20 protein-coding genes are annotated in these 22,440 nt (G+C 69.0%); 13 read left to right on the top strand and 7 right to left on the bottom strand.

Features of this window, described 5'->3' with window-relative positions; genetic code table 11:
• Positions 1 to 87 precede the first annotated feature (87 nt).
• The 7 genes from AC1RAD_RS21510 to AC1RAD_RS21480 all read left to right on the top strand — a co-directional run bounded on the left by AC1RAD_RS21510 (position 88) and on the right by AC1RAD_RS21480 (position 8,720).
• A complete protein-coding gene (locus AC1RAD_RS21510) occupies positions 88 to 627 on the top strand; it encodes a sigma-70 family RNA polymerase sigma factor (protein WP_174250314.1) in 540 nt (179 codons plus the stop codon).
• Positions 620 to 1,558: a FecR family protein gene (locus AC1RAD_RS21505; RefSeq protein ID WP_492737092.1), complete on the top strand. Its 939-nt coding sequence runs from the start codon at positions 620 to 622 to the stop codon at positions 1,556 to 1,558. Before AC1RAD_RS21510 ends, AC1RAD_RS21505 begins: the two co-directional genes overlap by 8 nt.
• A gap of 85 nt (positions 1,559 to 1,643) precedes the next feature.
• Complete coding sequence (locus AC1RAD_RS21500) at positions 1,644 to 4,124, top strand: TonB-dependent siderophore receptor (protein WP_492737090.1); 2,481 nt, start codon at positions 1,644 to 1,646, stop codon at positions 4,122 to 4,124.
• 171 nt (positions 4,125 to 4,295) lie between these two features.
• Complete coding sequence (locus AC1RAD_RS21495; RefSeq protein WP_492737088.1) at positions 4,296 to 6,470, top strand: TonB-dependent siderophore receptor; 2,175 nt, start codon at positions 4,296 to 4,298, stop codon at positions 6,468 to 6,470.
• Positions 6,471 to 6,525: 55 nt separating this feature from the next.
• Positions 6,526 to 7,164, top strand: coding sequence for a DUF4198 domain-containing protein (locus AC1RAD_RS21490; RefSeq protein WP_307588223.1), 639 nt, complete (start codon positions 6,526 to 6,528; stop codon positions 7,162 to 7,164).
• 31 nt (positions 7,165 to 7,195) lie between these two features.
• Positions 7,196 to 7,558, top strand: coding sequence for a DUF3325 domain-containing protein (locus AC1RAD_RS21485; RefSeq protein ID WP_492737086.1), 363 nt, complete (start codon positions 7,196 to 7,198; stop codon positions 7,556 to 7,558).
• Positions 7,559 to 7,676: 118 nt separating this feature from the next.
• Entirely contained in the window at positions 7,677 to 8,720 is a 1,044-nt protein-coding gene (locus AC1RAD_RS21480; RefSeq protein WP_369630451.1) for an NADP-dependent oxidoreductase, read from the top strand.
• Between the two features lie 108 nt (positions 8,721 to 8,828).
• On the opposite strand, the gene AC1RAD_RS21475 is transcribed toward AC1RAD_RS21480, so the two are convergent.
• A complete protein-coding gene (locus tag AC1RAD_RS21475; protein ID WP_492737084.1) occupies positions 8,829 to 9,701 on the bottom strand; it encodes a hypothetical protein in 873 nt (290 codons plus the stop codon).
• 92 nt (positions 9,702 to 9,793) lie between these two features.
• Between AC1RAD_RS21475 and AC1RAD_RS21470 the strand changes: the two genes are divergently transcribed.
• A complete protein-coding gene (locus tag AC1RAD_RS21470) occupies positions 9,794 to 9,982 on the top strand; it encodes a hypothetical protein (protein WP_492737082.1) in 189 nt (62 codons plus the stop codon).
• Complete coding sequence (locus AC1RAD_RS21465) at positions 9,966 to 11,030, top strand: DUF6708 domain-containing protein (protein WP_492737080.1); 1,065 nt, start codon at positions 9,966 to 9,968, stop codon at positions 11,028 to 11,030. The genes AC1RAD_RS21470 and AC1RAD_RS21465 overlap by 17 nt, the downstream gene beginning before the upstream one ends.
• Before the next feature lie 81 nt (positions 11,031 to 11,111).
• On the opposite strand, the gene AC1RAD_RS21460 is transcribed toward AC1RAD_RS21465, so the two are convergent.
• The 6 genes from AC1RAD_RS21460 to AC1RAD_RS21435 form a co-directional block, all read right to left on the bottom strand.
• Positions 11,112 to 11,441: a hypothetical protein gene (locus AC1RAD_RS21460; protein WP_095747028.1), complete on the bottom strand. Its 330-nt coding sequence runs from the start codon at positions 11,439 to 11,441 to the stop codon at positions 11,112 to 11,114.
• A 79-nt stretch (positions 11,442 to 11,520) separates the two neighbouring features.
• Positions 11,521 to 12,372, bottom strand: a complete 852-nt coding sequence (locus AC1RAD_RS21455) for a DMT family transporter (protein WP_492737078.1) — start codon at positions 12,370 to 12,372, stop codon at positions 11,521 to 11,523.
• A 195-nt stretch (positions 12,373 to 12,567) separates the two neighbouring features.
• Positions 12,568 to 13,260, bottom strand: coding sequence for a helix-turn-helix domain-containing protein (locus AC1RAD_RS21450; RefSeq protein WP_492737076.1), 693 nt, complete (start codon positions 13,258 to 13,260; stop codon positions 12,568 to 12,570).
• 38 nt (positions 13,261 to 13,298) lie between these two features.
• Complete coding sequence (locus AC1RAD_RS21445) at positions 13,299 to 14,420, bottom strand: SLC13 family permease (protein ID WP_492737074.1); 1,122 nt, start codon at positions 14,418 to 14,420, stop codon at positions 13,299 to 13,301.
• Complete coding sequence (locus AC1RAD_RS21440) at positions 14,421 to 15,974, bottom strand: class I adenylate-forming enzyme family protein (RefSeq protein ID WP_492737571.1); 1,554 nt, start codon at positions 15,972 to 15,974, stop codon at positions 14,421 to 14,423.
• Positions 15,975 to 16,060: 86 nt separating this feature from the next.
• Complete coding sequence (locus AC1RAD_RS21435; protein WP_492699649.1) at positions 16,061 to 16,945, bottom strand: LysR substrate-binding domain-containing protein; 885 nt, start codon at positions 16,943 to 16,945, stop codon at positions 16,061 to 16,063.
• A 175-nt stretch (positions 16,946 to 17,120) separates the two neighbouring features.
• Here AC1RAD_RS21435 and psrA point away from each other — a divergent pair, with 175 nt between their 5' ends.
• The 4 genes from psrA to phnY all read left to right on the top strand — a co-directional run bounded on the left by psrA (position 17,121) and on the right by phnY (position 22,414).
• Positions 17,121 to 18,215, top strand: coding sequence for an iron-containing alcohol dehydrogenase PsrA (gene psrA / locus AC1RAD_RS21430; RefSeq protein WP_492737072.1), 1,095 nt, complete (start codon positions 17,121 to 17,123; stop codon positions 18,213 to 18,215).
• Between the two features lie 111 nt (positions 18,216 to 18,326).
• A complete protein-coding gene (locus AC1RAD_RS21425) occupies positions 18,327 to 19,643 on the top strand; it encodes an MFS transporter (RefSeq protein ID WP_062480079.1) in 1,317 nt (438 codons plus the stop codon).
• Positions 19,644 to 19,687: 44 nt separating this feature from the next.
• Positions 19,688 to 20,935 (top strand): phosphonoacetate hydrolase, encoded by a 1,248-nt coding sequence (gene phnA / locus AC1RAD_RS21420; protein ID WP_492737070.1) that lies wholly within the window; start codon positions 19,688 to 19,690, stop codon positions 20,933 to 20,935.
• Between the two features lie 21 nt (positions 20,936 to 20,956).
• A complete protein-coding gene (phnY, locus tag AC1RAD_RS21415) occupies positions 20,957 to 22,414 on the top strand; it encodes a phosphonoacetaldehyde dehydrogenase (protein WP_492737068.1) in 1,458 nt (485 codons plus the stop codon).
• Positions 22,415 to 22,440: the final 26 nt, after the last annotated feature.

Here is a 22,440-nt window from a genome sequence, read left to right as displayed (position 1 = left end):
GACGTTTCGGGGGGCAGGACAAACTTTACAAATCTATAATGAGAATAACTCTCAATTGCGTCGCTGCCCGCGATGCCCCTTCACACCATGTCCCATCCGGAAGTCCGGCAGCTGTACGTCGACCACCAGGGCTGGCTGCGCAGCTGGTTGCTGGGCCGCCTGCGCTGCGGCTTCACCGCGGCCGATCTCACGCACGACACCTTTCTCAACCTCATCGAGCTGCCGCAACAGCCGGTGCTGCGCCAGCCGCGCGCCTTCCTGCAGGTGGTGGCCAGCCGGTTGATGATCAACCGCTTTCGCCGCATGCAGGTCGAGGCCGAGGTGCTGCGCACCGTCGCGCTGATGGCCGAGGACGCCTGCGCGCCGAGCGCCGAGGACAAGGCCTGCGCACGCGAGCTGCTGGGCCAGGTGCTCGCGCTGCTGGCGACCGAGCTCGACGTGAAGAGCCGCACCGCCTTCCTGATGGCGCGCGTCGAAGGCCGCTCGTACCGCGAGATCGCGGCCGAACTGGGCGTGTCCGAGACGCGCGTGAAGCAGTACCTCGCGAAGGTGCTGGCGCATTGCCATGGCCGCATGGCCGCGGCCGTGCCCGAAGCGGAAAGCGCCGACGCCCCGGCCCATGCCTGACGCGGCCGCCGAGCGCCTGCGCGAGGAGGCGGCGCTGTGGGCCGTGACCCTCGCCGACGACAGCGTGGACGACGCCACGCGCGCCGCCTGCGCGGCGTGGTGCGCGCTCGACGAACGCCATGCGCAGCTCCTGGCCGAGATGCGCCGCATGTGGGAGTCGGTCACGCCCGACACCCCTGCGCCGCAGCCCGCGCGGCGTGGCCTGTCGCGCCAGGCGCTGGGCGCGCTCGTGCTGCTGCCCTGCCTGCTCGTGGCGGGCGCCGCGATGCCGTGGCAGGCCTGGCTGGCGGATGAGCGCACCGGCACCGGCGAGGTCCGCCACCTGACGCTCGAGGACGGCAGCCGCGTCGCGCTGAACAGCGACTCGGCCATCGACATCGACTTCTCCGGCAGCGTGCGCCGCGTGCAGCTGCTGCGCGGCGAGGTCTTCGTCGAGGTCGCGCACGGCGACAAGCCTTTCGCCGTGGTCGACCGCGACGGCAGCGCGCAGGCGCTGGGCACGCGCTATGCCGTGCGGCGCGAGGCGAGCGACACGCTCGTCACCGTCACCGAGTCGCGCGTGCGCGTGCAGCCGCTCGAGGGCGGCGACGACCGCTGGGTCGACGTGCAGGCGGGGCAGCAGGTGCGCTTCGACCGCCGCGGCGTCACGACCGACACCGTGCCCGCCGCGCCCGGCGGCCTGGCCTGGCCGCAGGGCCGGCTGGTGTTCGACGACGCGCCGGTGGCCGAGGTGCTGCGCCAGCTCGGCCAGCACCGGCCCGGCCTGCTGCTGGCCGACGACGAGGCCCTGGGCGCGCTGCGCTTCACCGGCGTGCTGCCGATCCAGCAGAGCGACGCCGCGCTCGCGCTGCTCGCCAGCGCGCTGCCGAGCTTGCGCGTGTCGACGCTGTCGCCGTGGCTGGTGCGGGTGACCACCACGGCGCCGCCGTGACCGGGCGGTCGAACTTTTTCGCGCACACCGCTACCCGTTTCCCGTGCCCGCTTGTCATAGGTGGTGAAAAGAGATTCACCACACCATGACAGGACCCGCAGACCCGACCGAGACCGCGCAGCGCTGGCATCGCCTGCGCCGCGCCTTCGCGCTCGCGAGCCTGGTGCTGCTCACCGTGCCGGCCGCCGCGCAAGCGCCCGCCGCCGATGCGGCCTTCGAGTGGCACCAGCCCGCGCAGCCGCTGAGCAGCGCATTGACCGCGCTCGCCGTGCGCACGGGGTTGCTGCTCGGTGTCGATGCCGAGGTCGTGCGCGGCAAGCGCGCGCCCGCGCTGCAGGGCCGCTACACGGCGCGCGAGGCGCTGCTGCAGCTGCTCGAAGGCAGCGGCCTCGAAGCGGTGCGCGGTGCTTCGGGCGGCTACGCGCTGCGCGTCGCGGCGCAGCGCCCGCCGGGTCCGAAGCCGCAGGCCGAAGCGCCCGCCGGTGGTGCGCTCAGCGAAGTCACGGTCACCGGTGGGCGGGACACCGGCACCGTCACCGAAGGCACCGGCTCCTACACCACCGACGGCGCGATCGGCACCGCGACGCGGCTCGAACTCAGCCTGCGCGAAACGCCGCAATCGGTCAGCGTGCTCACGCGCGACCGCATCGACGACCAGGGCCTGGGCCAGATCAGCGACGTGCTGCGCCAGGCGCCCGGCCTGAGCTTCGTGCAGAGCGGCAACGCCGGCACCGACGCCAACGCCGTCTACTCGCGCGGCTTCGAGGTCGAGAACTACCAGGTCGACGGCATCCCGCAGGCCGGCACCTGGTTGCTGCAGACGGGTGACCTGGCGTTCTACGACCGCGTCGAGGTGGTGCGTGGCGCCACGGGTTTGCTCAACGGCGTGGGCACGCCGGCGGCCACCGTCAACCTCGTGCGCAAGCGCCCCGGCAACGCGCTGCAGGCCAGCGCCTCGTTCAGCGCGGGCACCTGGAATCGGCAGCGCGCCGAACTCGATATCGGCGGGCCCGTCACCGCCGACGGCCGCGTGCGCACGCGCGTGGTCGCGGCCGTGCAGGACGGCGATTCATGGATCGAGCGCCACCATGAAAAGAAGCGCTTGTTCTACGGCATCGTCGAAGCCGACCTCGCGCGCAGCACGCGCCTGAGTGCCGGCTTCGAGCTGCAGCGGCACGACAACGACGGCGTGGCGCGCGCCGGCCTGCCGCTGTTTTTCAGCGACGGCAGCGAGGCCAGCTACGGCCGCTCGCGCAGCGCCGCCGCGCGCTGGGCCCATTCGTACCAGGACCAGCGCCAGTACTTCGCCGCGCTCGACCACCGCTTCGACAACGGCTGGGCCGTGCACGCCGCCTTCAACCGCTCGCGCCGCGCCTACGACGACGTCATCGGCTACGCGCTGCGCGGCTACATGGACCGCGCCACGGGTGCGGGGCTCGGCCTGTGGACGAACCGCTGGAACGCGGTGCCGGTGCAGAACGCATTCGACCTGTACGCCAGCGGCCCCTTCGAACTCTTCGGCCGGCGGCATGAGCTGGTGCTGGGCTACAACGCCTCGCGCACGCACAGCGACGCGCCGCTGTACGCGGGCTGGAACGTGGCGGGCTTCGATCCGTGGATCGCGAACTTCAACAGCTGGACCGGTGACCTGCCGGCCCAGCCGCACCAGCCCGTGACCGGCCGCCAGGAAACCGCCACGCGCCAGTCGGGCGCCTATGCCACGGTGCGGCTGCGGCCCACCGACGCGCTCTCGGTCATCGTCGGCGCGCGCGCGAGCGACTGGAAGGACGCGACGCGCACCGTCCCCTTGCAGCGCGCCGCCACCCTCACCACGCGCAGCGAGAAGGGCGTCGTCACGCCGTACGCGGGCGTGGTGGTCGACCTCGACAAGCACTGGTCGGCCTACGCCAGCTACACCAGCATCTTCAAGCCGCAGGCCAGCAAGGACCGCAGCGGCACCTACCTCGATCCGCTCGAAGGGCACGCCTACGAGGCGGGCGTGAAGGGCGCCTTCCACAACGACCGGCTCAACCTCAGCGCCGCCGTGTTCCAGGTGAAGCAGGACAACCTCGCCGTGCGCCTGGACAACGAGTTTGCGCCCGACGGCTCGGCCGCCTACCGCGCCGCCAAGGGCACGACCACGCGCGGCTACGAATTCGAAGTGGCCGGCGAGCTGCTGCCCGGCTGGCAGGTCGGCGGCGGCTTTGCGCACAGCGTGGCCCGCGACGCGGCCGGCCAGCGGCTGAACACGCAGGTGCCGAAGAACCTGCTGAAGCTCTTCACCAGCTACCGCATCGCGGGCATCGGCAACGGCCTCACGGTGGGCGGCGGCTTGAACTGGCAGAGCGACACCTACAGCACCGGCCTCGGTCCCTCGGGCCATGCGCGCTTCACGCAGCAGGCCTACACCACGCTCGACCTCATGGCGCGCTACCCGATCAACAAGCACCTCGCCGTGTCGGTGGCGCTGAACAACGTCTTCGACACGCGCTACCGCACCAGCACCAGCAGCAGCTTCTACGGCGCCCCGCGCCACCTGCTCGTGACCTTGCGCGGCACCTACTGACGCACCGCGTTTTTTCTCCGCAGCCAGGTCGCTGCCGGCCCCTTCGCGGCCGGGTGCGTCGCTAGCCATCTCCTGCCAACGGGCGTTGCCGACATCCAGGGTCGGGTCCCCCCCTTTCTTCATGCCATGAACCAGCATTCGTTTTCACGCGCCCGCTTCCGGCGGTCTCCCGTGGCCCTCGTCGCCCTGCTTTGCTGCGGCGTCGTCAGCGCGCAGCAACAGCAAGCAGCCAGCGGCGCGGCGCTGTCCGAGGTCACCGTCTCGGGCGACCGCAGCGGCCGCACCGAAGGCAGCCGCTCCTACACCGCCGAGCAGGCGTCCACCGCGACGCGCATGGACCTGTCGATCCGCGAGACGCCGCAGTCGGTGACCGTGATCACGCGCGAGCGCATGGACGACCTGGGCAGCGCCCGCATCGACGACGTGCTGGGCCAGACCACCGGCATCATGGTCGGGCAGGCCGACAGCGAGCGCGTGAACTACTCGGCGCGCGGTTTCTCGATCAACAACTTCCAGATCGACGGCATGCCGCGCGGCCCGAACGCGCCGCTGTCCGACACCGTGCTGTACGACCGCATCGAGGTCATCCGCGGCGCCACCGGCCTCATGGGCGGCACGGGCGACCCGTCGGCCACCATCAACTCGGTGCGCAAGCGCCCCACGCGCGAGTTCCAGGGCAGCGCCTCGCTCACCTACGGGCGCTGGAACCACAAGCGCGCCGAGGTCGACCTGTCGGTGCCGCTCACCGCCGACGGCCGCATCCGCGCGCGCACCGCGCTGGCCTGGCAGGACCGCGACTCGCACATGGACATGTACCACGAGCGAAAAACCGTGGGCATGGTGATCGTCGAGGCCGACCTCACGCGCTCCACCTTGCTCACCGCCGGCATCGACTTCCAGGACAACAAGCCCACGGGCGCGACCTGGGGCGCCATTCCGTACTGGAACCACGACGGTTCGCTCGCCAACCTGCCGCGCAACACCAGCCTGAGCACGCCCTGGAGCACCTGGGCCAACAAGCAGCACACGACCTTCGTCTCGCTGCAGCACCGCTTCGACAACGACTGGAAGGTGCACCTGGGCTATGCGCGCACCACCAGCGCCAACAACACCACCGTGGCCTACGGCGGCGCGGGCTACCCCAACCGCTTCACCGGCCAGGGCATGAAGCTGTGGAGCGGCGTGTGGGGCGAGGGCGAGTACGTCAACGACAACTTCGACCTGTACGCCACCGGCCCCTTCAGCCTGTTCGGGCGGCGCCACACCTTCATCGCCGGATGGAACGGCGGCAACCAGACCTACACCTCGCAGGGCGGCACGCCGGTGATCCCGTACCCCGAGGCCATTCCCGACTACCGCACGTGGACCGGCAACATCCCGCGCCCGATCTTCCTGGCCGACGGCTCGAAGACCGTGGGTTTCACGCAGCTCAACGGCGGCTACGTGGCGGGCCGCTTCAGCCTCACCGACCCGCTGAGCGTGATCGTCGGCGCGCGCGTGAGCAACTACCGCAGCTACACGCACGCCTACAACACGGCGCAGCAGTACACGCGCACCACGGGCAAGTCGGAGTCGAAGAACGAGGTCACGCCGTATGTCGGCGTGGTCTACGACCTGGACAAGCGCCACTCGCTGTATGCGAGCTACACCACGCTGTTCCGTCCGCAGACCTCGAAGGACCGCAACGACCAGTACCTCACGCCCGAGACCGGCACCAGCGCCGAGCTGGGTGTGAAGGGCGAGTACTTCGGCGGCGCGCTCAATGCCTCGGCCGCCGTGTTCCAGGTCAAGAAGAAGAACCTGGCCGAGCTCGACCGCAGCGTGCCCGCGGGCTTTCGCCTGCCCGACGGCGGCCAGGCCTACGTGGCCAGCGGCGACGGCGTGACCGCGCGCGGCCTCGAGTTCGACGTGTCGGGCCAGATCACGCCTGATTGGAACGTGGCCGCCGGCTACACGTACCTCGATGCCAAGACCGCCAAGGGCGCGCGTGCCGTGCCCAACCAGCCCAGGCACCTGCTGCGCCTGTCGACCGCCTACCGCTTCAGTGGCGCCTGGCGCGGCCTGAAGGTCGGCGGCGACATGACGGCGCAAAGCGGCATCTACGGCGAGTCGTGGTATGGGCAGCCGCCGCTGTTCAGCATGAAGGACCCGCTGCCGCGCATCTCGCAGAAGGCGTACGCGGTCTTCAGCCTCATGGCCAGCTACGAGATCAACAAGAACGTCACGGCGCAGCTGAACATCCGCAACGTCTTCGACAAGAAGTACTACCGCAACGTGGGCTTCTACGACAGCGTGTTCTGGGGCGAGCCGCGCAACGTGAGCCTGACCCTGCGCGCCAAGTTCTGAACAAGCCGCCTTCCATTCCGTCTCAACCATGCCATCACTACCTGGAGCATCGACCATGAAGAAACCCCTGTTCTCCCTTGCCACCCTCGCGGCGGCCGCGTTCGTTTTCTCGGGCGCCGCGCACGCCCACTTCGTCTGGCTCGAACCCGCCGCGGGCGGCGAGGCCAAGGCCTACTTCGGCGAATGGGCCGACGACCTGCGCGAGACCGAGGCCGGTCACCTGAAGCTGGTCAGCGCGCCGCGCGGCATCGCCGCCGACGGCAAGCAGACGCCGGCCACGCGCCATGCCGACCACTTCGTGGTCAAGGCCGACGCCAGCGGCGACGCGCGCCTCGTGGGCGCCTACGTCAGCGACAAGGGCGTGGCAAGCCTCTACCAAGCGCGCACCGGCCGCACCGAGACCGTCGCGCGCCACACGCTCGAGCTCGTGCCGCAGGCCGCCAACAGCAACAGCTTCACGCTGCTGCTCGCGGGCAAGCCGCTGCCCAAGGCCGAGGTGGTCGTGTTCGGCCCGCCCAAGTGGGAGAAGAAGTTCACCACCGACGACGCCGGCCAGGTCACGCTGCAGACGCCCTGGCCCGGCCAGTACGTGGTCGAGGTGAACCACACCGACAAGGACGGCAAGGGCACCTGGGACGGCAAGCCCTACACGCAGACGCGCCACGTCGCCACGCTGAGCTTCGTCGTCCGGTGAGGGTGGGGCTTCCGGCGCGGGGGTGCTGCCCATGAGCACCTTCGCGCTGGTGTGCGCCCTGTTCGCGTCGGCGCTCGGCGGCTTCGTCACGTTGAGCCTGGCGATGGACCGGCATTACGAAGACGCCCACGGGCGCGGCCGCACGCCGGGCCCGTCGCGGCCCTGGCAGCAGCTGGGCGGCGCGGCGCTGCTTCTCCTCTCGCTGGTCGCGGCACTCCGGCTGCGCGGGCCGGCCATGGGCTGGGTGCTGTGGCTGGGCGCGCTCACGGCCGCCGCGCTCGTGGTGGTCGGCCTCGTGAGCTACCGGCCCGGCTGGGCGCGGCGCGTCGGCGCCGTGGCCTCGGTGCTGGGCATCGCCACGGCGGCGGCGTACGGGCTGCTCCTGCTTCCATAGCAGGGCGCCCGGAGGGCGCGCGCGGGCTGTCGCCTGCGCTACGCGCGGGGTCTTGGCCCGCGACTACGATGCGGCTGCGTCGCCGATGCCCGGCACATTCACCCATCAAGGAGACACCATGAGCAGCGCCCTCACCAACCACCAGGTCCGTCTTGCCAAGCGCCCCGAGGGCACGGCCACGCGCGAGCACTGGCGTTTTAGCACCGAGCCCGTGGCCCAGCCCGACGAGGGCGGCGTGCTGGTCAAGACGCTGTCGCTGTCGCTCGACCCCGCCATGCGCGGCTGGCTCAACGACGCCAAGAGCTACATCCCGCCCGTGGCCATCGACGAGGTGATGCGCGCCGGCGGCATCGGCCGCGTGGTGGCCTCGAAGAACCCGCAGTTCGCCGTGGGCGACACCGTGTACGGCACGCTGGGCGTGCAGGAATACATGCTGATCCCGCAGGACCAGATCAAGCGCAACGGCCTCGTGAAGGTCGACCTGCGCGTGGGCACCATCACCCAGTGGCTCAACGTGCTGGGCATGCCCGGCATGACCGGCTACTTCGGCCTGATGGACGTGGGCATGCCCCAGGCAGGCGAAACCGTCGTCGTCTCCGGCGCGGCCGGCGCCGTGGGCCAGACCGTGGGCCAGCTGGCCAAGATCAAGGGTTGCCGCGTGGTCGGCATCGCCGGCGGCGCCGCCAAGTGCGACTGGGTGGTGAAAGAGCTGGGCTTCGACGCCTGCATCGACTACAAGGCCGGCGCGGGCGCCGTGCGCGAAGGCCTCAAGACCCACTGCCCGAAGGGCGTGGACATCTACTTCGACAACGTCGGCGGCGACATCCTCGACGCCGTGCTGGCACGCCTGGCGCGCAAGGCCCGCGTGATCATCTGCGGCGCCATCAGCCAGTACAACAACGCCAACAGCATGCCGGCCGCCGGCCCGAAGAACTACCTGAGCCTGCTCGTGAACCGCGCGCGCATGGAAGGCATCGTGGTGTTCGACTACGCCGACCGCTACCCGATCGCCATCGCCGAGATGGCCGGCTACCTGAAGGACGGCCGCATGAAGAGCAAGGAAGACGTCGTGAAGGGGCTCGATACCTTCCCCGAGTCGCTGAACAAGCTGTTCGCGGGGGAGAACTTCGGCAAGCTGGTGCTGCAGGTCGCCGAAGACTGACGCTGCCGAAAGCGTCCGCAGCCCCGTCGTTCGGGGCTGCCCCCCAGTGGGGCATCAGGAGGACGACGGATCGTTGGTAAACGCGGGCGGGCCTTGCACAACGGTCGGTCAGACCTTCGACGAAATGATGGCTTCCAGTTGGGACCCTGCCGGAATTTCCCCGATCCTGGACAGCAGTTCATCCGGCCAGCGGGCGGGCGTGCTCGTGGCTTTGACAGCCGCCATGTAGAAGGCGTTGAGGATGAAAAACACGCTGACCCACGGAAAGCCCAGCACCCCGAAAAGAACGCTCCAGGGGTGCGTCTTGAGGGACTGATGGGGTGGGATGACCCACGATCCGATGGACCGAAGAATGCTCCCTTGAGGCCGCCGGCGAAGGTCCGCGATGTCAGCGCTCATGGCATGGCAGCTGCCCATGAAGCGACGCAAGGCAGTGTTGAGCCTGGAAACAACCAGGGTGCCGCTCAAGCTGTCAAAGGTCTGAATGACCGGTATGTCGACGCTGCTTCCCTCGCACGGTCCAGAGCTTTCGATCCGCAGGAAATGCTGGTGCAGCCATTGTCCAGCGCTCAATCGGCGGCTGGTTTCGAAGGCATCGAAACGAACTTCCTTCCATGCCACAGGGCGCAACTGGCCATCGCTTGCCCAGTAGCCCCGCTGCGCTTCGCAATCGAAGACCGCATAGGTCGGCGCACGTTGAAACAGAAAGCTTCGAGGATACAAAAACTGCGTGCAGACCATCACCAGCAGAAACATGGCGATGCCAAGCGAGAGAAGGAAAGATGCCCATCCGTTGGGCCCGTCGTCGCCCACGATGAAGGTCGCGCACAGCAGGCAGAGCAAGACCATCGAGCAGAACGACGCGAATGCTGCGCCTGTCTGCAACCTGTTTCGCGCAGGTCCGATGAGGACGATGTTGTCGCTGACCTTGTGCAGCACTGCCGACAGGGCCCCATCCGAGGGGGGATTCAATGAGGTCACCTTGCTCTCGGTACAGGTTGGTGTGGAAAGGGGGAAATTCTGACAACCTCCGCGTTTCGTCGGTGGCCTGGTCGTGTGACCAACCTGCACGCATGGACCGCAGCAAGATACTGGACGCTCCGGGGGCTGTCATTCAAGCAGGGCTGAAGGCCGACCCGATGCACTGGCTGTGGCCCAGAATCTCCACACCAGACCCATCGAGCCCTGATGGGGCGATTTTCAAGAAAATGCAGCACGATACGGCTGCACCGGAGGAAGCTGAACGTGCTCAAGCATGGTGAGTTCGTGGCACCAGCCATCGCGTTGCTGCAAGGCGTCGAGCCTGCGCCGAACACGGTAGATGACCAGGCGCTCAATGGCGTGCTGGAGCGTTTCAGAAAGAACAAGCGCGCCAGCGACGAGCCCAGTGCCATGAACAATGTGGTGGCGGTGTTCAAGGACGCGATCGCGCTTCAGCAACCGGGGGCATCCGCACAGATGCGCGGATTTGCGTTGATGAGTGTGGCGGCCGGCGTTGTCGTCCAGACATGGGCCCTCTGGATGGCGGTTTCCTCGGGAATATTGAGCGTGTTCACGTCCTGGCGGCATCCGTTCCTGGCGCTGGAGATGGTGGTCGTTGCATTCCTGGCGTTCTACGTTTTTCCCCGCTGGTACCTTTTCTTCTTGCGCATGGACCTCTTCGCCCCCGAGGACGAGCCGACCGTCTTCGACCGCAAGCACCGCAAGGTCTATCGCCTGTTTCCGCCGCTCGACGGTTCTGCCGACAGCGGGTGGCGGCGCCTGCGCCTCAAACCCATCGCGCTGCAGGCGGTGGAATACGACTGGGCGTGCATCACGGCCGAACACCGTGTGACGTTGGCATCCACTGGTCAGGCCCTCTCGCGCCTGCACAGCCTGACGCTGGTGGTGCGCGACTACCGCAAGCCCGACGAAAAAGAGGGCCGCCTGCTTGATGAATTCGATGTGGGCAACAGCCTGGGCATGGGCGAGTACACCGTGCCGATGCTGTGGGAGCACATCCGTCGCTTCATGGAAGACGGGGGACCAGGTGTTCCGCAGGGCGAGCAGCTTCAAATCTTCGAGCGCCCCCGCAGCTTGTGGCAAAGCATGGGCGTGGTCAGCCCCTTCGGACCCCAGCTGGGCTGGTGGTGGAGAACCAACCGTTTTCCGACCGTTCTTTTTCTGCTCCTTTTTCCTGTGACGTTGCCGTTCTTCACCCTGTGGGCGCTATGCAACTGGATCAGCCACATGACCATGCGCAAGGTCATCTGGCCGCAGGAGGTACTGGAACGGGTGGGGCGGCCTTTGCCCGTCAGGAAGTCGCCTTGAGTGGCGAAGGCGGCAGCGTCGCCTCGCCCCGCCGATTGCACGGCGCATCGGCCGCCGGAGATCGATACCGCAGGCGACGGGTCAATCGTCCAGGTTGGGCCGCATCGGAATGTCGCCCATCGCATCGTCCTCGCGCAGGCCGCGCGCGGCCTTCAGCAGTTCGATCGAGAGGCCGTCGCCGTGGCCCGCGAAGCCCTGGGCGATGCCTTCGAGCACGGTCGACAGGTTGGTGTCGCCGTCGGTGCGGGCGTCCATGCTGATGTTCAGGACCCGCGCCGCCATCTGCCGGTAGGTGACGGCGCCCGCGCCCTCCAGCGCGGCCACCAGGTCGAGGTACAGCGCCAGGTTCATGTCGAACACCAGCTTGGGCGTGATCTCGAAATCCTCGGTCTTGTTGTTCTTCTGATCCATGGGGGTGACTCCTTTTTCCTGAGCCTCCACTCTAGCCACAAAAAACGACAAGCTCTGTCGGGCATCGCCCTGATTTGTCTCATTTCGCACGCGTGCCCATCACGGCGGCCGAGATGATCAGCGCCGCCGCCAGCGCGATGCTGGCCGTGAGCGCCCGGCCGGTCACGGCCAGCAGCAGCGCGGTGGAGGCCAGCGGCGTGAGGTAGCTCAGGATGCCGATCTGCCGCGCGTCGCCGCGCTTGAGCGCCATGTCCCACACGAAGAACGCCGCGCCCAGCGGGCCCAGGCCGCACAGCGCGACCAGCAGCCCGTCTTTCGCCGACAGCGCCACCGCCGGCTCCAGCAGCGCATGGCAGGCCAGCGAAAGCGCGCCCGACACCAGCCCGAACAGCCCGATGGCCGAGGTCGGGAAGGGCGTGACGCGCTGCGTCCACAGCGAGTAGCTGGCCCAGATGAAGGCCGAGCCGGCCGCCGGCAGGAAGCCCCAGTACGTGGCGGGCGCGCCGGGAAGTGCTGCGCTGCCGTTGCGCGCACCGAGGATCGCGATGGCCGCGCCCGCAAAGCCCAGCAGCGCCGCCACCACGTGCAGCGGGCGCAGCGACACGCCCGGCAGCAGCACCGGCGCCAGCACCACCATCAGCAGCGGCCAGAGGTAGTTCACGAGGTTGGCCTCGACCGGCGGCGCATGTCGCAGCGCGATGAACAGCAAAAAGTGAAAGCCGAAGAGCCCGTACACCCCGAGCGCCAGCGTGCGCGGCGGCACGCGCCAGGCGCGGCGGTCGCGCAGCACCAGCGGCCAGCTCGGCACGCTGCCGACGATCAGCGCCAACCCGGTCAGGAGGAACGGCGGCAGGTGCGACAGCGCGGTGCCGAAGGTGGCGAGCGTGGCCCACAGCGCGATGGCGAGCAGGGCGTAGAAGGTGGCGGGCATGGACGCCGAGGCTACGTGAGGCGGTCGTCGCGCGATGACTGCACATCGTCGCGCGACGACGGTCTGGTGTTGCACCTTCCCCCGCTGGGGGAAGGTGGGGATGGGGGCAGGCCGTCGATGAGGCGCCGCGCTTTTGTGAAGGCCGTCGTGCCCCCACCCCGGCCCTCCCCCAGCGGGAGAGGGAGAAATGCGAGGTCAGCGGCGCAGTGCGGCCGTGAGCGCCGACGGCGATCGGTAGCCCGTGCGGCGCGCCGTCTCGGCCACGCTCAGGCCTTCGAGCCGCAGTTCGCGCGCATGGGCCAGCCGCAGTGTGCGCAGCCAGAGCATCGCGCTCTGGCCCTGCTCCTCGCGGCAGCGCTGCGCGAACTGGCTGGGGCTCAGGCAGGCGACCTCGGCCAGGTCGGCGACGCCCAGCGGCCGGTGCCAGTTCGCCTGCGCCCAGGCCGCGAGGGCCGGCCAGTCGATGCGGCGGCGGCGCGTGTCGGCGACCGACGGGGCGACGGCGCCCCAGGCCTCGAGCAGCAGCGCCGGGCCGTGCTGCAGGGCGAGGGCCGCGTGCTGCGGCTGCTGCAGGCAGTGCGCGAGGTAGCGGGCCAGCGCGTGCAGCCGGGGCGCATCCGTCGGTGGCTGCTCGACGCAGCGTGCCCACGGGGCATGCGGCGTGTCGAGCACGAGGCAGACGCTGCCGCCGCGCCGGGCCTCGAAGTCGTGCCGGTCGCCGGGTGCGACGACCTGGGCCTGGCCCGTGCCGATGCCCGAACCGCGGCCTTCGACTTCGATCTCGAGCACGCCGTCGAGCCCGAGCAGCACCTGGAAGTGGTCGTGCGCGTGGCTGCCGCGAGAGGGCGTGTAGTCGCGCAGCGAGAGGACAGGGGCGGGCGTGGGCATGGCGGGAGCGATTGTCCGCGCCGCCCCGCCGTCTGTCATCACCCCAGCCGCAGCAGCAGCGCCGAGGCCGCGCACACCAGCAGGAAGGGAATGCTGATGCGGTGGAACTCGCGCAGCCCGTGCGGCAGCTTGGCCAGCCGCAGCGCGATCAGGTTGGCCAGCGAGCCCAGCACGCAGCCGAAGCCGCCCACGCTCACGCCGGCCGCCAGCGCGGGCAGGTCGTGCACGTAGCGGTCGAGCAGGATCGCCGCCGGCACGTTGCTGATGACCTGCGAGGCGGCAATGGCCGCGAGGTAGGCGCGCCAGCCCTCGCCGATGGGCCAATGGCCCAGCAGCGCCGCGATGGCGGGCAGCTCGGCGGCCTGGCGCAGGTCGACGAACATCAGCGCGATGATCGCCAGCAAGGCCCAGTCGATGCCGCGCAGCACGCGCGGGTAGGTGAGCAGCAGCACGCCGAACACCGCGCCCAGGCCGGGCAGCAGCCAGTGGCGGTCGAGCGCGACCACGAAGCCGATGAACAGCACGCCGGCCAGCGCCAGCAGGCGCGGCTGCACGGGCGCGGCCTCGGTCTCCTCGCGCAGCGCGATCGGCGTGCGCGGCACCAGCCACCACACGGCCACGAAGAGCCAGAACAGCATGATCGCCACGGTCGGGCCCATCATGGCCATGAAGCCGAAGAAGCTCTCGCCCGAGCGGTGCCACAGGTACAGGTTCTGCGGGTTGCCGATGGGCGTGAGCGCCGAGCCGGCGTTCACGGCCAGCGCCTGCAGCACCACCAGCCGCGCCAGCGGCAGGTGCGCCTGCACGGCCAGCACGCGCGTGAGCGGCACCAGCAGGAACAGGCTCACGTCGTTGGTCACCAGCGCCGACAGCAGCGCGGCCGTGGCCGTGAGCGCCATCGCCAGGCCGCGCTGGCTGTGCGTGTGGGCCAGCAGGCGCCGCGCGGCGGCCTGCAGCATGCCGCTCCTCTCCACGCCCTGGGTGATGGCGAGCAGGCCCGCGAGTGCGCCCACCGTTTGCCAGTCGACCAGCCGCAGCCAGTCCATCGGCGCGCGCGGGCGCACGAAGGCGAACACGACCGCGACGGCCACGAGCACCCACAGCAGGCCGTTGCCGCCGCCGTGTTCGGGCGGGGCGGTGTCGGTGCTTGCGGCGCTCACTCAGGCACTCAGGTCGCGCAGCTCGCGCTTGAGCACCTTGCCGATCGCGCTGCGCGGCAGCTCGTCGATGAAGCGCAGGCGCGCCAGCCGCTGCGTCTTGCCGACCTGCGCGTTGGCCCACTGCAGCAGCGTGTCTTCGGTGGTGACGTCGCCTTCCCGGCGCACCACGAAGGCCACGGGCGTCTCCCCCCACTGCTCGGACGGAATGCCGACCACCGCCACGTCGGCCACCGCCGCATGGCCGCGCAGCACGCTTTCGAGGTCGCTCGGGTAGATGTTGAAGCCGCCGCTGATGATCATGTCCTTCTTGCGGTCGAACAGCGTGAGGAAGCCGTCGGCGTCGAAGCGGCCCACGTCGCCGGTGCGGATGAAGCGCTTGCCGGTGGCGTCGAACCATTCGGCCTCGCGCGTCTTCGCGGGCTGGCGGTGGTAGCCGGTCATCATGCCGGCCGAGTGGCCCACCACCTCGCCGGCCACTTCGGTGTCGCCGCGCGGCAGCTCGTTGCCTTCCTCGTCGATCAGGCGGATGTCGCTGCCCGGCGCGGGCTGGCCCACGGTGTGCAGCTTGGTCGGGTTCAGGTGCGCCTCCAGGATGCAGGTGCCGCCGCCTTCGGTCATGCCGTAGAACTCGACCAGCCCGCCGGGCCAGCGCTTGAGCACGTCGGCCTTGAGCGCCGCGTTGAAGGGCGCGCTGGTGCTGAACTTGTGGCGGAAGGTCGACAGGTCGTGCGCGTCGAAGCGCGGATGCGCCATCAGGCGCTGGTACTGCACCGGCACGAGCATGGTGTGCGTCACGCGGTGCTGCACGGCCAGCTGCAGGTAGCCCAGCGCGTCGAACTTGGGCATCAGCACCACGCAGCCACCGAAGGCGAGGGTGGGGAAGAACACGACCAGCGTGGTGTTGGAGTACAGCGGCGTCGACAGCAGCGTGACCGTCTCGGGCCCGTACTCGTACTTGGCGCCGCGCTGGATGTGCGACCAGCGCATGCCGTGCCCCTGCACGATGCCCTTGGGCTCGCCGGTGGTGCCCGACGAATAGATGATGTTGAAGGCCCAGTTGGGCTGCACCTCGACGGGCTCCGGCTTCGCGCCGGGCGCCGCGAGCCAGTCGTCGAGCGCGCGGCCGACGTTGGAACCGTCGAGCGCGATGTGCGGCAGGCCGGTGGCCTGCGCGGCGCCCACCACCTCGGCGGCCGAGGCGTCGGTGAACAGCAGGCGCGCGTCGGCGTCGGTGATCATGCGCGCCAGGCTGGCGGGCGCCGAGCCGGGGGCCAGCGGGGCCACCGCGACGCCCGCGCGCAGCGCGCCCAGGAACACGGCGGCGTAGGGCACCGACGAGGCGGCGCAGACGGCGATGGCGTCGCCGGCGCGCAGGCCGTCGCGCTGCAGGGCGGCGGCGATGCGGTCCATGAGCGCGTCGAGCGCGCGGTAGTCCAGCGTCTGCTGGGCATCGGCCAGCGCGGGGCGCTCGGGGGTGTGCTGGGCGTGGAGGCGGACCAGGTCGGCAAGGGTGCCGAAGTCGCGCGCGGCGGCGTCCTGGAGGGCGGGGTGCAAGTTCAAGGTCGATCCTTCGTCTGGGGCCAGACGGCAGGATAGCGAAGAAGCCCGCCGCGGGGTGTGCCGCCCGCGACGAAACCCGATCAGCCGGCCGTGTCGTCGCCCCGCTGCGCCACCTCGAACAGCGCGCGGATCAGCGGCCGGTCCTTGCGCACCGCCAGGCAGCACAGCGAGTAGCTGATCGAGAGCTCGTCGTCGTCGATCTCCACCATCTTCAGGCCGGGCAGCGGAATGCACTCGATCTGCGTCACGAAGCCCACGCCCATGCCGTTGGCCACGGCGTGCAGGATGGCCTCGCGGCTGTTGATCTCCATCACGCAATTCATCTGCACGCCCTGCTGCGCGCAGGCGCGCTCCACGCGGTGGCGCGTCTTGGAGCCGGGCTCGCGCAGGATCACCGGCTCGCCCGCGATGTCGCGCGTGGCGATGGTGCGTTTCTTCGCCCACGGGTGCTTCGCGGGCACCACGGCCACGATGCGCTCCACGCGGTACGGCACCTGGTGCAGGCCCTCGATCTCGGGCGGCTCCACGAGGATGCCCACGTCGATGTCGAAGTCCTGCAGCCCGCCGAGCGTGGAGGCCTCGGAGCCGATCGACACCGTCAGGTCGAGCCCGGCGTGGCTGCGCTTGAAGCTGCGCGCCAGCTCCAGCGCGATGGGTGGCGACACCGCGCCCACGCGCACCAGCCCCGTGCGCAGCTTGTGGGCGCGCTGCAGGAACTGCATCGCCTCTTCCTCCTGCCCGAACAGGCCCTGCGTGATCGCATACAGCTGCTCACCCGCGGCCGTGAGCCGCACGGCGCGCCCGCTGCGCAGGAACAGCTCGACGTTGAAGCGCTCTTCCAGCGCCTTGACCTGGTCGGTCACGGTGGGCTGGCCGATGTGCAGGTAGCGCGCGGCCGTGGTGAAGCCGCCAGTCTTGGCGACGGCGTGGAAGCAGCGGATCCACTTGTAGTACTGGTGAAACATGGGGCGATCGTGAGGGGCGTGCGCCGAGCCTCCCTCAGATGCGGCGCTGGCGCCTATGCAGGCTTTCCCGAAGGCATCCATCGGTTTTGGACGGGTTGCACGCGCGAAATGCGATTGGACGCCCCGGCACGCCGCTTCGACACTGCGGCCCAGACAGAAACCGGAGACAAAAAACATGCCCCACGCCTACCGCAACCCCGTGTCCATTCATTCCGGGCGAGGCAGCCTCGCACGGCTGCCCTCGCTCTTGGCGGGGCGCCGCGTCGCGCTCGTTACCTTCCCCGAGGCCCGCGGCCTCGGCCTGGTCGATCGCCTGCAGGCGCTGCTGGGCGACGCGCTCGTCACCGTGATCGACGACGTGCGTCCCAACCCCGACGTCGCCCACCTGCGCGACCTGTACAACACCTTCTGGCAATCGGACGCACCCTGCGACGCCATCGTGGCGGTCGGCGGCGGCAGCGCCATCGACACGGCCAAGGCGCTGATGGTGGGCACGGCCAACGGCCAGTTCGACGAGCTCGTCGCGCTGCTGGCCACCGGCAAGCCCTTCGTGCCCGCCAGCGTCAAGCCGCTGATCGCCGTGCCGACCACCGCCGGCACCGGCAGCGAAGTAACGCCCTGGGCCACCATCTGGGACGCCGGCAACCAGAAGAAATACTCGCTGCACCTGGACGCCACCTGGCCCGAGGTCGCCATCGTCGACCCCGAGCTCATGCTCTCGGTGCCAGCGGGCACCACGGTGTCGACGGGGCTCGATGCGCTCTCGCATGCGCTGGAAGCGATCTGGAACGTCAACGCCAACCCGGTCTCCGACACCTTCGCCGTCTCGGCCGTGCGCGACATCTTCGACTGCCTGCCGGCGCTGCTGAAAGACCTGGGCAACCTCGACCTGCGCGAGCGCATGGCATTGGCCGCGCTGAAGGCCGGCATGGCGTTTTCCAACACCAAGACGGCGCTGGCGCATTCCATCTCCTACGAGATGACGCTGCGCCACGGCCTGGCCCACGGCATCGCCTGCTCGTTCACGCTGCCGCTCGTGCTGGAGAAGGCCTGGGCCCGCTCGCCCGACCGCGACCGGACGCTGCAGCTGTTGTTCGGCACCGACCTGGCGACCGCCACGCAGCGACTGCGGGCTTTCCTGCAGGGGCTTGGCGTGAAGACCGAGTTTGCCGACTATGGCGTGGCGGACAGCGAAGCGGCGGCCATGATCGCGCGCGCCATGGACGGGGCGCGCGGCAAGAACTTCATCGGCGCGGCGGCGTTGGCCTGACGGACAGGGACTGCGCAGCGAGACAAGTCAGCAAGACAAGACAGACAGCCATATGCCGGCCATCGAGCCGGCCCCACGGGCCCCACGCCCGTCAAGACAAGGAGACATACCATGCAAGCGGCCAATCCCATCCTGCAGGCGGGCACCTACGCACGCCCCCTCGACAATTCGTTCCGCAAGGCGCAGTGGCGGATGCTGCTGGCGGCCATGTTCTGCTACTTCTTCTTCTACACGGGGCGCCAGACCTTCGGCTTCGCCATCCCGGGCATCCAGAAGGAGTTCGGCCTCTCCAAGGAAATGCTGGGCTGGGCCTCGACCTCGCTGCTGTGGTGCTATGCCGTCGGGCAGGCCATCAACGGCAACCTGGGCGACAAGTTCGGCGGACGCCGCGTGATGACCGCCGGCGCCATCCTCTCGTGCGCCGCCAACTGGGTCGTGAGCTTCGCGGTCGGCTTCAAGAGCCTGGCGATCCCGTGGGGCATCAACGGCTACTTCCAGGCCCTGGGCTGGGCGCCGGGCAGCCGGCTGCTGTCGAACTGGTGGGGCGCGGGCGAACGCGGCAAGGTCTACGGCTTCTACGTGTTCGCCGCCGGCTGCGCCTCGGTGCTGTCGTTCGTGACCTCGATCATCGTCGTCAACGTGCTGCACTTGGACTGGCGCTGGATCTTCCGGCTCCCCGTGCTGCTGATGCTGGTGGGCGGCATCGCCTTCTACCTGATCGCCCGTGAACGGCCGGAAGACCTGGGCTTCAAGTCGCCCGACACCGGCGTGGCCAACAACAACCCGCAGGAAGCCGACAAGGCCGGCGTGGCCGACGGCGAGCCGCAAGAAAGCTCCTGGTCGCGCTACAAGGCCGTGCTCAGCAACCCCAAGCTGATGATCGCCGCGCTGGCCATCGGCTTCCAGAATGCCGCACGCTACGGCCTCATCGTCTGGGTGCCCGTGCACTTCCTGGGCAAGGACTGGGCCAAGGCCGCCGACGGCATGATCGACCCGGCCTGGATCTCGGTGGCGCTGCCCGTGGGCATGGCCTTCGGCGCGCTCACCAACGGCTGGATCTCCGACAAGGTGTTCGGCTCCAAGCGCTACAAGGCCATCGTGCTGTACATGCTGCTGGGCGCCATCGCCTCGATGGGCATGTACCTGCTGCCCACCAGCATCCTCGGCCTGGGGCTGCTGTTCCTGGCGGGCTTCTTCGTCTACGGCCCGGCCTCGTCGTTCTGGGCCCTGTGCCCCGACCTCGTGGGCGCCAAGCGCGCCGGCACCGCCACCGGTGTCATGAACTTCTTCTCGTACCTGCTGGCCGGCCTGGGCGAACCGCTGATCGGCCGGATGCTGGACCACTCGGGCAGCACCTCGGTGGTGTTCCCCATCGTCGCGGCCAGCTGCCTCATCAGTGCCTTCATCGCGCTGTTCATCCGCCGCTGAAGCCCGCGCACCGACACACCCAACTTGCCAAGGAGCATCTCTTCATGAAATCCGACTCACTCGAAGTCAACGGCCGCAGCTACCGCTGGATGGTCCGCCCGGTGGTCGTCGTCTGCGTCGACGGCTGCGAGCCCGCGTACCTCGACGCGGCCATTGCGGCCGGCGTGGCCCCGTACCTCGAGGCCATGCGCAAAGGCGGCGCCGACCTGCTGGCCGATTGCGTCGTGCCCTCGTTCACCAACCCCAACAACCTGTCGATCGTGACCGGCGCGCCGCCGGCCGTGCACGGCATCTGCGGCAACTACTTCTTCGACCGCGAGCTGGGCCAGGAAGTGATGATGAACGACCCCAAGTACCTGCGCGCCGGCACCGTGCTGGCTGCGTTTGCAGATGCGGGCGCCAAGCTCGCGGTGGTCACGGCCAAGGACAAGCTGCGCAAGCTGCTGGGCCACAAGATGAAGGGCATCTGCTTCTCGTCGGAGAAGTCGGACCAGGTGACGATGGAAGAGAACGGCATCGACAACGTGCTCGACATGGTCGGCATGCCGGTGCCCTCGGTGTACAGCGCGGAGCTCTCGGAGTTCGTGTTCGCCGCCGGCGTGAAGCTCATGGAGTCGCGTCGCCCCGACCTCATGTACCTGTCGACCACCGACTACGTGCAGCACAAGGCCGCGCCGGGCAGCCCTGCAGCGAATGCCTTCTATCAAATGATGGATGGCTACCTGGCACAGCTGGATGCACTGGGCGCCACCATCGTGCTCACGGCCGACCACGGCATGAACGACAAGCACGGCGCCGACGGTTCGCCGAACGTGATCTACCTGCAGGACGTGCTCGACGGCTGGTACGGCCCGGACCGCGCGCGCGTGATCCTGCCGATCACCGATCCGTACGTGGTGCACCACGGCGCGCTCGGCTCGTTTGCCACCGTGTATGTGCCCAACGAGGACGAGGTGCCCGGCTGGATCGACCGCATCCAGCGCATCCCCGGCATGCAGCTCGTGCTCTCGCGCAAGGAGGCTGCGCAGCGTTTCGAGCTGCCGCCCGACCGCATCGGCGACATCGTGGTGGTGAGCGAGCAAAGCACCGTCATCGGCACCTCGGCCACGCGCCACGACCTCACGGCGCTCGAAGTGCCGCTGCGTTCGCACGGGGGTGTGTCGGAGCAGAAGGTGCCCCTGATCTGCAACCGTCCCGTCGCGGGCGTGGTGAGCACGCGCCGGCTGCGCAACTTCGACGCGCTCGACCTCGCACTGAACCACGCCCAAGGCCCGCTGGTGGCCGCCGCCTGAACTTATTTGACGGAGCATTCCATGAGCAAGTCTGACCATGCCGCCCTGAAGCCCGGCACCGTGTACCGCGAAGCGCTGCGCATCGCCGGCGAGAAAGTCCACCGCGACCGCACCATCGAGGTCACCTACCCGTACACCGGCGAGGTGATCGCCACCGTGCCCAAGGCCACGCTGGACGACGTGCGCAACGCCCTGCGCATCGCCCGCGACTACAAGCCCACGCTCACGCGCTACGAGCGCTACAAGATCCTCATGCGCGCCGGCGAGATCATCGCCTCGCGCCTGGACGAGATGTCGCGCACCATCACGCTCGAGTCGGGCCTGTCGCGCAAGGACTCGCTGTACGAAGTGGGCCGCGCCTCCGACGTGCTGCTGTTCGCCGCCAACCAGGCGCTGGTGGACGACGGGCAGGTGTTCTCCTGCGACCTCACGCACCACGGCAAGAGCCGCAAGGTATACACGATGCGCGAGCCGCTCCTGGGCGCCATCACCGCCATCACGCCGTTCAACCATCCGCTGAACCAGGTGATCCACAAGGTGGCGCCGGCCATTGCGACCAACAACCGCATCGTCCTGAAGCCCAGCGAGAAGACGCCGCTCACGGCCTTCCTGCTGGCCGACATCCTGTACGAGGCGGGCCTGCCGCCGCAGATGCTGTCGGTGCTCACGGGCGACCCCAAAGAGATCGCCGACGAGCTGCTGACCAATGCCGACGTCGACCTCGTCACCTTCACGGGTGGCGTGCCCATCGGCAAGTACATCGCGGGCAAGGCCACCTACAAGCGCCAGATTTTGGAGCTGGGTGGCAACGACCCGATCATCGTGATGGAAGACGCGGACATTGAGGAGGCTGCCACGCTGGCTGCCAACGGGTCGTACAAGAACTCGGGCCAGCGCTGCACGGCGGTGAAGCGCATGCTGGTGCACGAGTCGGTCGCAGATCGCTTCGTCGAGCTGCTGGTGGAAAAGACCCGCGCGCTGAAGTACGGCGACCCGATGGACCCGGACACCGACATGGGCACCGTGATCGACGAAGCGGCTGCCAAGCAGTTCGAAGCCGTCGTCAACGAAGCCATCGCAGCCGGTGCCAAGCTTCTGTACGGCAACGAACGCCGCGGCGCGCTGTACTCGCCCACCGTGCTCGACCACGTCGACCCCGAGATGACCGTCGCCAAGCACGAGACCTTCGGCCCCGTGTCGCCCGTCATCCGCTTCAGGAACATCGACGAGGCGATCCGCATCTCCAACGGCACGGCCTACGGCCTGTCGTCCTCGATCTGCACCAACCGCCTGGACTACATCACGCGCTTCATCCGCGAGCTGAACGTGGGCAGCGTCAATGTGCGCGAGGTGCCGGGCTACCGCCTGGAGCTCACGCCCTTCGGCGGCATCAAGGACTCGGGCCTGGGCTACAAGGAAGGCGTGCTCGAGGCCATGAAGAGCTTCACCAACACCAAGACCTATTCGCTGCCATGGTGAGCGGCGCGGCGCACGAGGCGCATGGC

The sequence above is a fragment of the Variovorax sp. GW823-FHT04B03 genome (assembly GCF_058796495.1).
Note: the sequence above shows the minus strand (reverse complement) of the source record. Positions and strands in the feature narration are given on the sequence as shown.